Below are 14,820 nucleotides of genomic sequence, written 5' to 3' on the forward strand. Positions count from 1 at the left end.
GAGCTGGACCTTGTTGGGATCGAAATTCTCGCGATGGACGGTTTGCGCCAGGAAGAGGAGATTGTTGAACGGGGCGTCGTGAACGGCCCGAGCCTTCTCCAGGGTCCACATCCCGGTGTCAGGGGCTTGAGTCTGTGGCATTGTCTTCGTCGAATTCGATGCGTGCATCCCTGTCCTGTTCCCTGGAGTTCCGGCGTTACGGCTTCTTTGCTGGCGGATTGACGGCGACTGGAGGGCTTATCAGCCCGCTGCCGTCCGCCTGTCGGGCGATCATGTGTCCCGATAATCAAGGCCAATATCGAGGATCGGCGCGCTGTGGGTCAGCCAGCCGATGGAGATCAGATCGACGCCGGTCGCGGCGATGGCCGGCGCCGTCGCCGCGGCGATCCTGCCCGATGCTTCGGTGATCGCCCGGCCTGCCACCATACTCACCGCCTGGCGAAGCTCGTCGAGCGACATGTTGTCGAGCAGCACGGCGTCCGGGGCGAGCGCCAGGGCCTCTTCCAGCTGGGCCAGCGTATCGACCTCGACTTCGATTTTAACCAGATGGCCGACACTCGCACGCGTTCGCTCGATGGCCGGGCGGATTCCGCCGGCCATGGCGATATGGTTGTCCTTGATCAGGATGGCATCGTCGAGGCCGAAACGGTGATTGGCGCCGCTACCAGCGCGCACGGCGTATTTTTCGACCGCCCGCAAGCCGGGCGTGGTCTTGCGCGTGCAGACGATCTTCGCCTTGTGGTCGCGGATCGCATTGACGATCGATGCCGTCGCCGTGGCGATGCCGCTCAAATGGCTGAGAAAATTAAGCGCGGTGCGTTCAGCGGTGAGAATGGCCCGGGCTGGCCCGCTTACCAACGCTATGGTCTGTCCTTGCCCCACCTCGCTGCAGTCCGGGCACACCGGCGTACTCTCGATCCTCTCATCGATCAGCCTGAAAGCGAGAATCGCCAGATCGAGCCCCGCGACAACCCCAGTCTGCCGCGCCGAAAGGACGGTCGTTGCCCGAAGGTCCTTCGGCACGATGGCGTCGGTGGTCAGATCGCCCGCCCGGCCGAGATCTTCCAGAAGGGCTGCCCGGACCAGGGGCTCGAGCATGATTGCGGGCAGGGGCGCGAGGTTCATGGCTCGACCTTTTCAAGCGTTGGCGAACATGCGAGTTCTTCGGCTGCCGCTAAGGCTTCATCAAGCCTGAGCCTGGAGCGGTGGGCGACGACCGCACGATCAGGAAAGTCCGTGCGGTAATGAGCGCCGCGGCTTTCCTGGCGCTGCAAGGCGGCAACCGCGATCATCAGTCCCACTGCGGCGGGATCGGCCGTGGCATCGGCGCGTTTGGCCAGCGGAAGCAATGTCCGAATGGCCTCGCGCAACATCTCGCCATCACGGCTCACGCCAAGGGTGCGTGAGAGGAGAGGGCGCAAGGAAACTGGATCGGGCGCCGGTATGTCGCGTGCCGTCGATCGTGTCCTGACGCCGATCGCAGATCCCGCCACGCTTTCGGCGACCCAGCGCGCGCAAACGATCGCTTCCGTCAGCGAGTTGCTGGCCAGCCTGTTGGCGCCGTGCAGTCCGGTGGAGGCAACTTCGCCGCAAGCCCACAGTCCGGCAACGGAGGTCCGTCCATCCTGGTCCACCGCGACGCCACCCATGTGATAGTGCTGGGCCGGCCGGACGGGGATGAGATCGCGCGCGGGGTCGATACCTGCGTGCCTGCAGGCTGATGCAATCGTCGGAAACTGCCGCGCGAATGTCAGGCCGGGCTTTTCTCGTCCATCGAGAAAGACGCGGTGGCCGTTCGAAAGATGGGTCCAGATGGCGCGCGCCACTACGTCGCGCGGCGCAAGTTCCGCCCCCTCCAGGCCTTCGAGAAAACGTCGGCCTGTCTCGTCGACGATCACAGCACCTTCGCCGCGAACCGCTTCGCTGATCAGTGGCATCGGGCGGGCCGGCCCATCAAGCGCGGTCGGGTGGAACTGGACGAATTCCAGATCGGCAAGGACAGCACCGGCACGCGCAGCAAGCCCCAGCCCCTGTCCGCAACTCCCCGAAGGGTTGGTGCTGTCGAAGAACAGTCCGCCAATCCCACCCGTGGCAAGGACGACCCGTCCCGTACCCAGGAACACAGGGCTCATCGAACAGCTTGCCCAAACGCCGCGGACCGTATTGTCCTCCACCGCCAGCCGGCGTGCTTCCACACCCTCGACGACCACAATCGACGGCGTGGAACGCACGGCTTCGACCAGCGCGCGCATGATTTCCAGTCCGCTGCCGTCGCCGCCGGCATGAACGATGCGCCGGCGGCCATGCGCGGCCTCCAGGCCAAGGCGCAATGTGCCTTCTGGCGTCCGATCGAAGCGGACCCCGAGGTTTGCTAGGGCCTCAATCGCGTCAGGAGCCGCATGGAGGATGCGGCTTGCGATTTCTGCGTCGCACAGCCCATCGCCGGCGGCGAGCGTATCGGCGAGGTGCAGCGCCGGATCATCGTCATCGCCGAGGCTGGCAGCCAGCCCGCCCTGTGCCCACGCGCTCGATGCTTCAGATCCGAGCGGCGTCCTGGACAAAACAAGCACGGGTTCTGGCGCCAGATGAAGCGCGGTCAACAATCCGGCAATGCCGCCGCCAATTATGATGGGCCGGCCAAAGTAGCTGCGGACATCCGCACTCATACAGCGAGCATCCGCTCGACGGCAAGTCGCGCGCGCCCGGCGATCTCCGGCTCGATGGTCACGATATGGCGGTTCTCTTCGAGTGCGGCGCGGATGTTGGCAAGCGTGATGCGCTTCATATGCGGGCACAAATTGCAGGGCCGGATGAACTCGAGTTCGGGATGTTGGAGCGCGACATTGTCGCTCATTGAGCATTCCGTCAGCAGCACGACGTGGGGCGGCTTTTTTCTTTCGACATAGTCCGACATTGCCGCGGTCGAACCGGAAAAGTCAGCTTCCGCGATCACGTCGGGCGGGCATTCGGGATGCGCGAGCACGATCACACCGGGATGGTCCTCGCGCAATTGGCGGATATCGGCGGGCGTGAAGCGTTCATGCACTTCGCAATGCCCTTTCCACGCGATGATCTCGACGTCGGTCTGGGCGGCGATATTCTGAGCCAGATACTCGTCCGGCAGCATGATCACCTGGGGGACACCAAGCGACTCGACGACGGCTTTCGCATTGCCGGACGTGCAGCAGATATCGGACTCTGCCTTCACCTCGGCCGACGTGTTGACATAGGTGACGACAGGCACGCCCGGATAGCGTTGCCGCAGCAGCCGGATGTCCTCAGCGGTAATCGAGTCGGCGAGCGAACAGCCTGCGCGCAGGTCGGGAATGAGCACCGTCTTCTGCGGATTGAGCAGCTTCGCCGTCTCGGCCATGAAATGCACGCCGGCCAGCACGATGACATCCGCTTCGGTCGACATCGCCTTGCGGGCCAACGCCAGGCTGTCGCCAACGATGTCCGCAACACAATGAAAAATCTCCGGCGTCTGGTAGTTATGCGCCAGGATAACGGCATTTCGCTGCCGCTTCAGATCAAGAATGGCATCGATGTCACCGGCAAATGCCGGCCATTCGATCGCGGGGATGACACGTCGCACGCGGTCGTACAGGGACGCGCCCGAAGGCAGGACGGCATTCATCGAGCCTCCGATTATAGTCTACATGAATATAAGACTATATATTCGTTGTGACTATAAGCGATGTCAAGCCCGCGCCAGAGGCAATTTTGTCCCAGCCACGGGCCTCTCGTCGAGAATGTCGTGGCGGAAGCGGTAGAGCTTGGCCGGCCGGCCGCCGGTTTCTGCCGTCGTCTCACCGGTCTCCTCGACCAGCTCCTGCTGTTCAATCAGCCGGCGGAAGTTCGGCTTGTTGATGAGCCTGCCGGAGAGTGCCTCCACGGTCCGCTGCAGCTGCAGAAGTGTGAAGAGCGGCGGCATCAGTTCGAACACGACCGGCCGGTATTTGATCTTGGAGCGCAGCCGGGCCATAGCCGTTGCCAGGATGCGGCGGTGGTCGGCGATCATCGATTTGCCCGGCACCGGGGTGAGCGAGGCTGAATATCCGCCGCGCATCGCTTCCTCCACCAGGGCGGCCTCGTAGAGCAGCTCATAGCGTTGAAGCGTGAGTTCCTCGTTCCAATGGCGGTCGTCAAAGCCGAAGGCGATTGCCGCCCGCCGTCGCCGGTCGAGGCGCGCAGCGCCCTCGTCAGCGCCGTCTGCCCATTCGATGAGGCGCAGCCGCAAGTCGTCCACGACCGCGGGTGTGCCGGAGCGGTGATCCTCCCACGGGAAACAGTCGTACCAGCTTCGCCAGTGGCGCCCGGCCGAGCCGCCAGCTTTGTCTGGATGGGTGAGCGCGAGGTAGCTGATCGAAATCACGCGCTGTTCCTCGCCGATCCGGTCGCGATCGGCGAAGGTGTAGAGCTGTTCGATATAGCCGAGCGGCTGGCCGGTCTGTTGTTCCACCCAACCCCTGAGGCCCGACTGGAGCGAACGATGAGCAAGCTCGAATGGCCCCGAGGGTAGCGCGGCTTCCTGTCCAACGGTGAGAACGCAAGGTCCACCACCGTTCATTGCCACGACGACGGCGATCAGGTCGGCTTTGACGTCGTTGGCCTTAACCTCGGCCTTGCCTTTCCTGATGCCTTTTGCGCGATCGTCCATGGTCCCCCGAAGTGGTTGGGCAGAGCTTTACCGCGTAGGCGACTGGACCGATTTAGTTCGGTATTTGTACGATAATTGTCGGCCCGTCAACACCACGCGTCGTGGCGATTTTAGCTCTTCGCCCCTCCACAAAAATATGCCAAATGCGACAGCCGTGATTGGTACCGTTGGGGAAGGAGGCGACCATTGAGTGCGGTTGCTAACTCCAAGGCGACCGCGCCGCCAGATGTTCGTTCGAAAAAGGTGGGACGACGCTCGTCTGCTGACCGCCTATACCATGCCGATCCCAAAGCTCGTCGATCGACATTGCGACATTCCTCTCCAGTTGGCCCGCGCCGCCATCAATGCACTCGAGCACAACCGTACGAGTCAACAAATCGACTCGCCGGCACTATTGTTTCAGATGAAATGAACCTAGTTTCAAAGGGTTCGACCGTTAGGCCGGGCACAGCTGCGGCCATCACGGCCATTTGACATAAACGCGTCGCCCGATTGAGATTATCTTGACGGTAGCGTAGTTCGCCATCAATGCCAGTCGAGATGATCATGGGCAAATATCGAGACCATCGCGAGCCACGCGGGCATCGCCATGACGATGACCCCGTTTCCTTTTCGGAACGGACCTCCGAGCCAAGCTACTTTCAGCGCCCGGCGACCGTGACCGCACACCCTGTCGACGCCGAAGTATTGTGGTTCACAGGCAGCAAGGGATTTGGCTTCGTCAAACTGTCGGACGGCAGGGAGGCCTATCTGCACGTCCGAGTGCTAGAGGCGGCCGGATGCCGGGATGTTGCCGAGGGAACGCCTCTCAAGGTCACGGTCGAAAAAAGTCCGAAAGGTCATCAAGTCGCCCAGGTGCTGGAGATCGGCGATCCGATCGCGAAAACTCCGTCACGTACGCGCGTCGCTGGAGAGACGAACGTCGAGACAGGCGCGCAGCCAGAGAGCGGGGGCACGGTCAAGTGGTACAAGCCCGAAAAGGGCTTCGGCTTCATCGCTCCTGACACCGGTGAGAAGGACGTCTTCGTTCATGCCAGCACCCTGACCCGTTCCGGGCTCAGTGCGCTGGTGGAGGGACAGAAGGTGGTTGTCGCATGCGGGCAAGGCAAGAAAGGCTTGGAAGTCCGGAGCATTCGCCTCGCCTAGTAAAAATTGAGCCCGATTAAGATGCCTATATCGGCCAAGGTCGCACCGAGACTTTGGCTAGGCTGTGGCGCAACGGCCGCTATGCTCTCGAACTGAAAGGGCGAAGGCGGTACGAGCGACAAACAGAGCAGCAAGAATGGTCCAGCGGCTTCGCATTTGGATCTTCCCCAGTACTGTGAACTATGCCGTTGGCTTGGCATTTGAGTGTCACGCACCCGGTCCTTGCCGGTCTTGGCATAGACGCTTCCGGCCTACATTAGCGCCGACTTATGATGTATAAAGGCTGTGAAGACCTTAGTCGCCGCTTGGGGGACCATTGGTGAATGCGGTCGGAACACGACGCATAGCGGGCTTGGCAGGCGTGATCGTCGCGGCTGCAGCGCTCAAGGATGTCTGCGTTGCGCATAGCGCTGATTGCTGGACCTATCCACCGGCCTGCTGTCACGGCGAACCGGTGATCGGAGAGTGCGGTAAGATTCCCAGCAAAACAGTAACGCCGCGACCCGATGGCTATGAGATCATCTTGCGACCAGGCGACCATCGGAAAGTCACTCATCAGAATCGCTACTTCGTGCCATACGACGTGGTCATTCCGTCCGGCGACGACAATTTCCACATCTGCCTGCATCCGACCGAGGAGCACGAAAACTGCTTCTTCGCACCCGCAAACGCGATGTAGGCTCGGTTACATCCCGTCGATCGAACCTGTGCCCATTGGTGTGAAGAAGCACGTCCATCTGAATCTGTGAAAGGCCTCGTACTTCATATGTGGAGTGACCGTCCGATAGAACGTCATCAAACGCTCGCAGATATGGTAGCGATCATCCGGCGCCGCCTGGACGCGCTCTCTGGGGATAAACCACTCCCCTCCTTGTGGCTCATTCATGTAGGTGGGACGAGTTAGCCTGACGTAATAGCCGTCTTTGGTCGCCCTGACGTCGCTGGAATCGATTGGGTGACAGTCTTTGTTGCCGCAGCAGTTATAATGAAGAATGGGATCAGTCTTGCCGGTGTACCAATCGTGGGCCTCCGCATCGCAGCCAGGATGAGCCACACCAGTGCAATATGCCTTTGCGACTGCCCCATGGAATTAACCCCTCGCATTTTTGCATATAGCATATTAGTAATCGCTAAAGGAACTGGCAGAATGCTGGCAGGCACCAGATCATGACCGGTCGCGATGCCATTTGATGTTGCTCTTGATGTTGCAGCCGGCGGATGAGCCAATTGCGCATACCGCGATCACCAGATCGGATAAGTTTCTGCCATAAGGCACCGACAAAGATCCAAGCATAGGGCGCCGGCGAACGCTGCTAATTCTTCGAGGTCGAGCCATCGCCGCGTTTTGACCTGACAAGGGACGAAATCCTCTTGTCCAGTTCATCCAAAGTCGCCATCAGACGATTCACTTGGGACAACGTGTTCGTCATCTCCGGACCGTACCGGGTGACTACATACTCCCGTGCGGATGTCATCTGCTCGAGATGCTGCTGCGTGCGCTTGCGCAGAACCAGACCGGACTTCTTCGCACGTTCCACCCGCTTGGAAAGGTCGTGCTGGAAGCCACGTATTTCGGCGGCATGAACGCCGGCTTCCCGAAGAAAAACGTTTAAATAGAGTTCAATGGCATGAACAGCGACAAGCCGGCACGGCGCCAAGGATAGCCCATTCAGTTTACGGGCGAGGAGACTGTGCGCAGCCTCACGATATTCACTTGCCAGCCGAATGATCTGCGCTGTGTCGGCGCCTTCGCCTGGGTAAGCCCCTTCGCCCATCTACTGCCCCCACGGTATGCTCTGGTGGCGAGCATTGCCCAACTGCTGCTGTTCCGCAAGGTGAATGGTTCCGTTCGTACCCGCACAAGCTGTGCTTGACGCCGAGGCCGACGAGCGATCATCATCTCGCGAGTCTATAGGCGCGCGGCAATGCTTGTGTTGGTTGCTGACAGGTGGCCAATCTATGAAAGTCGATGGATCCTACATCGATCGACGAGGTACTCCACAAGCGCAATTCCTCCTACCGTTGCTTAGAGTGCGATCCGGCGAGGTGCTATTTCCCGATGCAGAGCTCGTCGTCACCGCTACCGACTACGCCTTCTGGCAGAAGGTCAGCACGCCGTTGATATGGTCGGGATGCATGAGTGATCAGCAAAGTGTCGACCTGATCCGGTGGGACGGCCGGCAGCCCGCATAGCCGCATCCCCGTCAATGCCTATCACGCTAATCTCGGCAACCCTGTGCTCATCGACGCCGGTAGTCGGACAGCAGGGCCGGCGCTGTGCCGTCCCCCGGCGTGCTCCGGGCTTGTTGAGGCTAGCCGCTCTTGTTCGCGAAGGGTAGTCGCGGCAATGGACCCTAGCTTCCAGGCGGGAACACGTCGCTGTCGACCTTGGTGCATTGGCAGAGACCCCGAAGCGGTGCGCAGCGCGATTGTCGAGACGGCGACAAGCGGGGCATTCCCCGACTTGCCGCGCACCACCTTATTGCATGAAAAAATCGCACGGCTTGTCCGCCTACAGCGGGGAGAACCAAGAAGCGCCGAAAACCGTGAGGACGACGTCACTGCGATGAGGTCGGGCAGACAAAGCCGTCCGACCAAATGGAAGAAGACCAGCGCGAGGTGCCCCAGTGGACGAGGTACTGACTTTCGGTCTCGGGTTACCTGAAAGAATCAGGCGGCCTTGTGTACCTTCAAAGTCTTCTCAAAGGCATCCTTGATCGGCTTGGACACGTCCTCCGTAGCTCTCAACATCAATGCCTGGAGGGCCTTGGCCTGCTCGGCGGACTTCTCGATCTGTTTGCGCAGGAATGCGGTCTGCAGTTCGAAAAACTCGGACGGCGACTTCACGGCAACCAGTGCTTCGAGGTGCGTGAAGCCGGCTTCGGCATTGGCTTGCAGAGCGGCAATCGTCTTCAGGAGCATCTCGTTGCTGGTGGTCTTGGCCATTTCAAAGGTGGAGTCGAAAGCCCTTTGAGTCGTTTCGACGTCCGAGCTTAATTTGGAAAATGCCTCCTTCGACCGCTCAATGCCCTGTTCGGCGACAGCGCGGATTTGCTCGACAGACTTGGAGGGGTCGAAGGCAGGGGAGCCGGCGTTTTCGATCGTTTCGGTATTTCCGATGATCTTGGACATTTTTCCATCCTTTTCCAGGGGCGGCCTCAAAACAAAGCCGTCTCCTCCATGTACGAAATCGCCGCAACGGATTTATGAAGCTGCCATGAATTTGCGCGAGCGGCTGTGCCTGGCGCTACACGAATACCCCCAAGAACATTCTCGAACGCTGGCCGTGGCTGCGACACGTTTTCGCCGACGGCGGCCATGCGGACCGAAGCTTAAGGGCGCGATGCAAAAGGTTGGAACGTTCACCCTGGAGATCGTCACGCGGACGGATAAAGCCAAAGGCTTCGGGATCCTGCCGCGCCGCTCGGTCGTTGAGCGCGCATTCGCATGGCTGGGTCGATGCCGCAGGCTCGCCAGGGACTGGGAGAAATCCATCGCTTCCATAGAAGCCTGGATGTAAGTCGCTCGCATTCGCCTGCTCACCGCAGGCTCGCAAGAGCTTGATGGTTCCAGCCCTCGTTTTTTGAAGTCAAACCTTCCAATTCTAACAATCACATCAACTGAGTTATGATCTGATTATGATAGCCATGGCTCGCATAGTTCGAGAGGCTTGTCGGCATGTCGCAAATTTATGTTCCCAGCTCAGGGCCGGACAGCTGGCAGGCGTTCTTGGCTGATCCCGCCAAGCATTGGCGAATGGGCTATTCGGCTCGAACGCTCGCGCACAGCTGGGAAAAAGCGAAGGGTCTGCCGTCCGAAATCGCCGCAATGTTCGACAAACCAGCTGAACTGTTGGCTGCGTTTCCTGAGCACAAGGTGCCGTTGGCCGGTGGGGGCCGTGACAGCCAAAGCGATGTCTTCGCTTTGATCCGATTTGGCGAAGAGACATGCGCGGCTACCATTGAAGGCAAGGTCAAGGAACCATTCGGGCCAACAGTCGGCGAATGGTTTGCAGGACCCTCAGTTGGCAAGCGACTTCGCATGCTTCAAATCCGCGATCTGCTGGGTTTAGACGCCGTACCCCCATCGGACGTGCGCTACCAACTGCTGCATCGAACCTCATCAGCATTGTTGGAGGCGAAGCGGTTCAAGACGGACGAAGCGGCGATGATCGTACATTCCTTCTCCGTCTCCCGGATGTGGTTCGCTGACTTCGAGCGGTTTGCCAGCCTTTTCGGCGTGTCGGCTCGACCAGACCAACCAATCATCATCGTTTTGAAAAGTGGCCGACGCCTTCGGTTGGGTTGGGCGACCGGAAATCCAGAACATCTCTCACATTGAAGGCTCCATCATTTTGCAAACGAGACTGTACACGTCAAAGCAGATGGGTGACGCTTGCGAGATGGTAGTCGCCGCTGAACTGACCCTTGCCGGAGTACCGGCTCTCAAAGTTCCTGACAACTGGCCTGGCTACGATGTCATCGCTCAGCCAGTTGGGCATTCCCCGCAAAGGGTGTCTGTAAAATCTCGAACGTTCAAACAAGGGCCGTCCTACGTCACCTACGACGACTTCGATCAGTTCGATTGGCTTGCAATCGTTATCCTTCTGCCAGACCTAACAAATGGCAGGGCAATTTACCTGATCCCGCGAGACGTTCCGACGCCCTCGCGCGCAGGGATAAACCAACCAGCAAGACGGCTGCCGAGCGCTATTTCCGGGTCGATCAAGTTGAGAGTTTGTTTGAAAAATATCGCAACAACTTCATCCTCAACCCTGTCGGGCGAGGCCTTGTGGCAGTGTAGTGCCGCAAGATGGGAAACTTTGGACTAACCCGCTCTGCGATTGCGGAGCGGCAAAGAGGGAGTGTGCCGCCGGCGCGCCGGTGGTGGCAGCCTTGAGGTGTCGTGCTGCTCTCGGAACGTCTGGAGTACGACTGAGCTCGCCGAGCAAGAATCGGCGGCAAATTCCATCGTCCGGGGTTGCGGCGATTTCCGCCCACGGCAGCACTCCAGACGTCAATTGAAGATAGGACAAAAATCCTATCTCTTGAACCTGTCAACAAAACAGACTATGACCATCGGTAGTCATATGGAGACGTCGACATGAGAGAGATTCAGCTGAAGGACGCGAAGGCCACCTTGTCGGCGGTGGTCGACCAGGCCGTTGCCGGGGAGCCTTCCGTGATCACCCGCCACGGCAAGCCGGAGGCCGTGCTCGTGTCTTTCAAAGAATGGGAGAGGGTTTCCAAGGTGCCCAGCTTTGCAGACCTCCTGCTAGCCTTCCCGGGCGACCCAGACGACATTCCGGAACGGAGGCGGAAGCCCGCCCGCGCTTTGCGTGAGGGCTTCTAGCCCCGTGTATCTGCTGGACACGAATATCGTGTCGGCCGACGCGCCGACGAAAAAGGAAGTCGGCTTGCAGCCGTTCGCCGACTGGCTGCACAAGAACAATAACCATCTGTACATGTCGACGGTCACGATCGCGGAAATCGAGGCGGGTATTACCCGCGCCGTCAGGATCGGCGCGACGACGAAAGCGGCACGGCTGCGCCGCTGGCTCGCCGCCGTCGAGCAGCTCTATGCTGGCCGCATCCTGCCGTTCGGCATCGAGGAGGCCCGCCACGCCGGCGCGATCATTGACCGGGCGCGGGCGCATGATTCCGGCTTCGAAGACATCGCGATAGCTGCCACGGCGGCAGCGCGAGGCTACACAGTACTGACGGCAAACGAGCGGCATTTTCAGCCGCTCGGGGTGCCGTGGGCGAACCCGCTCAAGGAACTCCCGGCTTAGTCCACGCGCTCGAAACGAGCGACCGCAAAGCGGTTGGTCTCGAATCAAGATTGATCGCGGTCGTAGACGTAATCTGCCCCCACTGATCGCGGTGGTTCGCCCGCGCCGAAATTCGCACCGCGAGGATACTTGTTTCTTGCGGCGCGCGGGTCGTTCCTTCCTCAAGTTGAGGTAGCCGAGATCGCCCGGCGTTGTAAACTGATGCTTGGCTCGTTTCGAACAACCTTCAGGTAACCGTTCAATGGCCAGAAAGCCCCCATAATCCCCTGATGACCGTGCCAGTTCGATGGAAATCGATCCATATTCCTGCCAGATACTAGAACGGCCGACATACGAACCGTTTTTCGCTCCCCTGCGATTTCATCGCGACAGTCGCATGCGGTCAAATATCGAATGTCGCCCAAAACCATCTCCAGATTGATGCGGCTCAGGCAGTCGCGGAGGAGCGGCAGCACCTGGAACTTGGTTTGCAGCATCTGATAAGCCCGGTCCGGAGCCGTGGCCGACCAGTGCCTGCTCTCGATCAAAGTCTTTACGACCTTTGGGATCAGCTTGCGGACCGCAGAGACGGCTGGAGAGCGCTCATCTTTCGGGTTGACGGCAAGCACAACGGAACGGGTGATCACTGGATCAATGATCTGAACCGTGCGGACTTGGCCTTGAGACGCCTCTTTCTGGATGGCCGACGGGGTAAGGATGGAATACGCCTTTCCTGCCATGACCATATCAATGATCGTAGAAAGGGAGTCGACTTCGAATCTGACGTCCAGCACACAACCGTGTTGGGCAACGACATCAGCCACCGAACGCCTGACATTGTTGTTGCGCATTGGAACCGCCAGCGGGAACGCGTGCAGGTCGGCGAGCGGTATCGAATCTTCGAAAGGCGGTTCACCCGGCGGCGCCACCAGGCAAAACTCTTCGCGGGCCAGCACCGTCATTTGTCCCACGCTCTCGGCAGTGCGGTAAAGGACAGCCAGATTGAAGCGGCCAGCAGCCATCCACTCCTCCAGCGGTCCCGTCATGCCCTCGATCATCTTAAGCGAGATCCTCGGCAATTCGCTTCTTACCGATTCAATCAGGGGACCACTAAGGACGCGTGCGGCTCCGGACGGAATACCAATGGTGACCTCGCCGGAAGGAGCAGCCACCGAGTTGGTCAGTTCGGCCTCAGTGAGCTGAATTTCCTTCAGGATGATCCGCGCGCGCTCAAGCAGCTTGTCCCCGGACGCCGTGAGGCTGACACCGGTCCTATCGCGAACCAGCAGCTGGGTGCCGAACCCTTCCTCCAGTTGTCGCACATGCAGGCTTAGAGCGCTTTGAGCGACGTTGAGGGTCGCAGCTGCCTTCGTGAAACTGCCGGCTTCGACGACGCCGACAAAGTATCTTAGCTGCCTGATGTCCACGATGAACAAATCCAAACGGGGCATGATCCCCAGTGCTTTGATCCCAAATCAGGGTTCTGTTCTCCTGGCGTGGTGGTAGCACCCTTCCGCCTGTTCGGGCATTGAGACCTGTTGCCGAGGACCGACCCCACGACGGCGCTGGTCGCGTCCTTACAGGTAAGCCGTTATCCGCCCTCGGTGCTCAAATATTATCGCCGCTAACGCCGGAGAGCCCCGTAGCCTGTGGTGCCGGCACTCTTGCGTTGCTGAGCGGAATCCGTAGACCCCGGGCAGGACGCCCGGTGAACGCGTCAATGATCGACCAAAGATACGCTCTTCATTTCATAGCGCTTGGTCATGCTAGACTATCTCTATCGTTCTCGGCGCGTTTGAGATTGCCACGCCCGTCCGTTATTTTTCGTGCGCCTGAACTCGATCACCTTTGCCGGTTGCTTGCAATGCTCGGCGGTGATCACCGCCTCTATAAGCAGGTCAATGGCCAAGCGAGAATCGCGGCTGACTTGATCATGTCCGCATAAATGGTTGAGGGCCTCGTTGAGGTGGGCGCGCGCTGCGGCGAAATCGCTGTTCAATTAATTCTCCGATCAAGTAACCCAACCTACGTCGGATATGGCCGCCCGCCTCTCAATGGCTTGGAAATATCCACAACCGTTTTTGATTCAAATCGGCAGGATCCAAGTCGGCGGCACCAGAACAGCCGCAAGCAAGAGAGCATTTGGGCGAGCGCAAGGCCGGCGCCACATCATATCCGAGACTGATGCAAGGCCGGCTAGACGGATCGACAGGCCCGCCACGCTCCCACACATGGCGGATTCGTCGGGTAGGAATTATTTATCGCGCGATCGCGGAAGTCCGCTTTCAGCGCTCCCGTCCGTCTCGTTTCCCTCGGTAGCCTAAAACGTGTCGAGATCAGTTGGCCTCATATCCGGCAGCTTTGAAGAAGTTTTTGCACTCGGTTGGCTTGAACAGGTGGCCGATATCCCGCATGCCGCTCGGGGAGGGCCAAGAACGCGGGCCTTTGGTAACCCTTGATTGATTATCGGCCCCATACTGCGATGCATATGTGGCCAATTCGCTCGCATTGATCGACAAGAAAAAGCCCTGCGGCTTGGCCGCGAGGCTTTCTTGGACGTCTGCTAATATTGAAGCCCTCGCATGAAGCTGTTCAAACGCGACGCGGTTTAATTTCCGACGGTTCAATCGGCTCATTTTCCAGAAACGAAAATATTGCGAAGACATGGATCACGTTAGGTTGGCGATGTCCTAAAGGGAGCATCGCGTTTTTTGCTATCTTCGAATTCAGGGAGTCGTTTGGTTTCCCAACCGGGCTGTCAAAATTTGGGGTTGAAATTTACTTTTACCGAATTGTTCGGTAGGGGACCAACACGCAGCGACTACTCTAAAGCGGGGGGTGAAAGAGTGATGCAGCGTCTGTCTGCCGTAAGATTAGGTGACCTTCTGGCGGGAGACCTGCGGGCTTTTGGCGGGCCCTCGACGATCGAACCACTTGCCGGCCGAATCAGGGCGGAGCAGGTCAATATCGTGCTTCGCAACACGCCTCTTGGCATGGTTGCGAACATACTCAATGCGGCCACTCTTGTTATGGCGCTTTGGGGCTCGCCCGACCAAACGAAAGCCATCCTCTGGGCGAGTGTTATCATCGTCGCCGCCGGGTTCGTTGGCCTAAGAGCGAGATCATCGTTTCGGTCAGTCAAACCAAGGTCAGTGTCTCGCCGGACTACGCAAAACCTGGTGCGGAACGCCTTCCTGTTCGGTACTTGGTGGGGGGCACTTCCCATTTTGTTCTTCAGTGGGGC

At 59.3% G+C, this 14,820-nt stretch carries 13 protein-coding genes and 4 pseudogenes; 7 read left to right on the top strand and 10 right to left on the bottom strand.

All coding sequences use genetic code 11. From position 1 onward, the window contains the following. From DH10_RS36610 to DH10_RS03630, 5 genes and pseudogenes are all read right to left on the bottom strand, one after another. Window positions 1–141, bottom strand: a pseudogene (locus DH10_RS36610) (biotin synthase BioB); the annotation flags it as partial. A 129-nt stretch (window positions 142–270) separates the two neighbouring features. Further along, window positions 271–1,125, bottom strand: a complete 855-nt coding sequence (nadC, locus tag DH10_RS03615) for a carboxylating nicotinate-nucleotide diphosphorylase (RefSeq protein ID WP_192384212.1) — start codon at window positions 1,123–1,125, stop codon at window positions 271–273. Continuing rightward, window positions 1,122–2,666 carry an L-aspartate oxidase gene (locus DH10_RS03620; protein ID WP_192384214.1) on the bottom strand — a complete coding sequence of 515 codons (1,545 nt, stop codon included), beginning with the start codon at window positions 2,664–2,666 and terminating at the stop codon, window positions 1,122–1,124. The genes nadC and DH10_RS03620 overlap by 4 nt, the downstream gene beginning before the upstream one ends. Beyond that, on the bottom strand, window positions 2,663–3,637 hold the full coding sequence (gene nadA / locus DH10_RS03625) for a quinolinate synthase NadA (protein ID WP_192384215.1): 975 nt from the start codon (window positions 3,635–3,637) through the stop codon (window positions 2,663–2,665). The genes DH10_RS03620 and nadA overlap by 4 nt, the downstream gene beginning before the upstream one ends. A gap of 63 nt (window positions 3,638–3,700) precedes the next feature. Then, complete coding sequence (locus tag DH10_RS03630; protein WP_192384217.1) at window positions 3,701–4,660, bottom strand: NUDIX hydrolase; 960 nt, start codon at window positions 4,658–4,660, stop codon at window positions 3,701–3,703. Window positions 4,661–5,206: 546 nt separating this feature from the next. On the opposite strand from DH10_RS03630, the gene DH10_RS37545 reads away from it, so the two are divergent. Together DH10_RS37545 and DH10_RS03640 are read left to right on the top strand one after the other, a co-directional pair. Continuing rightward, entirely contained in the window at window positions 5,207–5,806 is a 600-nt protein-coding gene (locus DH10_RS37545) for a cold-shock protein (protein ID WP_192384219.1), read from the top strand. Window positions 5,807–6,167: 361 nt separating this feature from the next. After that, the gene (locus DH10_RS03640; protein ID WP_425515276.1) at window positions 6,168–6,485 is read left to right on the top strand and encodes a hypothetical protein; all 318 of its coding nucleotides are present in this window, start codon (window positions 6,168–6,170) and stop codon (window positions 6,483–6,485) included. 634 nt (window positions 6,486–7,119) lie between these two features. Here DH10_RS03640 and DH10_RS03645 read toward each other — a convergent pair. Beyond that, window positions 7,120–7,581, bottom strand: coding sequence for a hypothetical protein (locus tag DH10_RS03645; RefSeq protein ID WP_192384223.1), 462 nt, complete (start codon window positions 7,579–7,581; stop codon window positions 7,120–7,122). An 895-nt stretch (window positions 7,582–8,476) separates the two neighbouring features. Beyond that, window positions 8,477–8,938: a phasin gene (locus DH10_RS03650; protein ID WP_192384224.1), complete on the bottom strand. Its 462-nt coding sequence runs from the start codon at window positions 8,936–8,938 to the stop codon at window positions 8,477–8,479. A 131-nt stretch (window positions 8,939–9,069) separates the two neighbouring features. Between DH10_RS03650 and DH10_RS03655 the strand changes: the two are divergent. From DH10_RS03655 to DH10_RS03670, 4 genes and pseudogenes are all read left to right on the top strand, one after another. Further along, window positions 9,070–9,326: pseudogene (locus DH10_RS03655) on the top strand (transposase); the annotation flags it as partial. Window positions 9,327–9,484: 158 nt separating this feature from the next. Continuing rightward, window positions 9,485–10,147: a DUF6946 family protein gene (locus DH10_RS03660; RefSeq protein WP_192384226.1), complete on the top strand. Its 663-nt coding sequence runs from the start codon at window positions 9,485–9,487 to the stop codon at window positions 10,145–10,147. 762 nt (window positions 10,148–10,909) lie between these two features. Further along, the gene (locus DH10_RS03665) at window positions 10,910–11,158 is read left to right on the top strand and encodes a type II toxin-antitoxin system Phd/YefM family antitoxin (RefSeq protein WP_127421092.1); all 249 of its coding nucleotides are present in this window, start codon (window positions 10,910–10,912) and stop codon (window positions 11,156–11,158) included. A 4-nt stretch (window positions 11,159–11,162) separates the two neighbouring features. Then, entirely contained in the window at window positions 11,163–11,597 is a 435-nt protein-coding gene (locus DH10_RS03670; RefSeq protein ID WP_192384227.1) for a PIN domain-containing protein, read from the top strand. A 485-nt stretch (window positions 11,598–12,082) separates the two neighbouring features. Here the strand turns inward: DH10_RS03670 and DH10_RS03675 are convergent. The 3 genes and pseudogenes from DH10_RS03675 to DH10_RS03685 form a co-directional block, all read right to left on the bottom strand. Continuing rightward, window positions 12,083–13,003, bottom strand: a pseudogene (locus DH10_RS03675) (LysR family transcriptional regulator); the annotation flags it as partial. A gap of 350 nt (window positions 13,004–13,353) precedes the next feature. Beyond that, window positions 13,354–13,575 carry a hypothetical protein gene (locus DH10_RS03680; RefSeq protein WP_127421091.1) on the bottom strand — a complete coding sequence of 74 codons (222 nt, stop codon included), beginning with the start codon at window positions 13,573–13,575 and terminating at the stop codon, window positions 13,354–13,356. A gap of 337 nt (window positions 13,576–13,912) precedes the next feature. Then, window positions 13,913–14,203 (bottom strand): hypothetical protein, encoded by a 291-nt coding sequence (locus DH10_RS03685; protein ID WP_192384229.1) that lies wholly within the window; start codon window positions 14,201–14,203, stop codon window positions 13,913–13,915. A gap of 222 nt (window positions 14,204–14,425) precedes the next feature. Here DH10_RS03685 and DH10_RS36230 point away from each other — a divergent pair. Next, a pseudogene (locus DH10_RS36230) lies at window positions 14,426–14,820 on the top strand (putative bifunctional diguanylate cyclase/phosphodiesterase); the annotation flags it as partial.

Origin of the sequence: Mesorhizobium silamurunense, from assembly GCF_014843825.1 — a bacterium.
GTDB classification, from domain to species: Bacteria; Pseudomonadota; Alphaproteobacteria; order Rhizobiales; family Rhizobiaceae; genus Mesorhizobium; species Mesorhizobium silamurunense.

Coding starts and splice junctions, on each gene's coding strand:
- nadC (WP_192384212.1), bottom strand. CDS start 1,125: ATGAACCTCGCGCCCCTGCCCGCAATCATGCTCGAGCCCCTGGTCCGG.
- DH10_RS03620 (WP_192384214.1), bottom strand. CDS start 2,666: ATGAGTGCGGATGTCCGCAGCTACTTTGGCCGGCCCATCATAATTGGC.
- nadA (WP_192384215.1), bottom strand. CDS start 3,637: ATGAATGCCGTCCTGCCTTCGGGCGCGTCCCTGTACGACCGCGTGCGA.
- DH10_RS03630 (WP_192384217.1), bottom strand. CDS start 4,660: ATGGACGATCGCGCAAAAGGCATCAGGAAAGGCAAGGCCGAGGTTAAG.
- DH10_RS37545 (WP_192384219.1), top strand. CDS start 5,207: ATGGGCAAATATCGAGACCATCGCGAGCCACGCGGGCATCGCCATGAC.
- DH10_RS03645 (WP_192384223.1), bottom strand. CDS start 7,581: ATGGGCGAAGGGGCTTACCCAGGCGAAGGCGCCGACACAGCGCAGATC.
- DH10_RS03650 (WP_192384224.1), bottom strand. CDS start 8,938: ATGTCCAAGATCATCGGAAATACCGAAACGATCGAAAACGCCGGCTCC.
- DH10_RS03660 (WP_192384226.1), top strand. CDS start 9,485: ATGTCGCAAATTTATGTTCCCAGCTCAGGGCCGGACAGCTGGCAGGCG.
- DH10_RS03665 (WP_127421092.1), top strand. CDS start 10,910: ATGAGAGAGATTCAGCTGAAGGACGCGAAGGCCACCTTGTCGGCGGTG.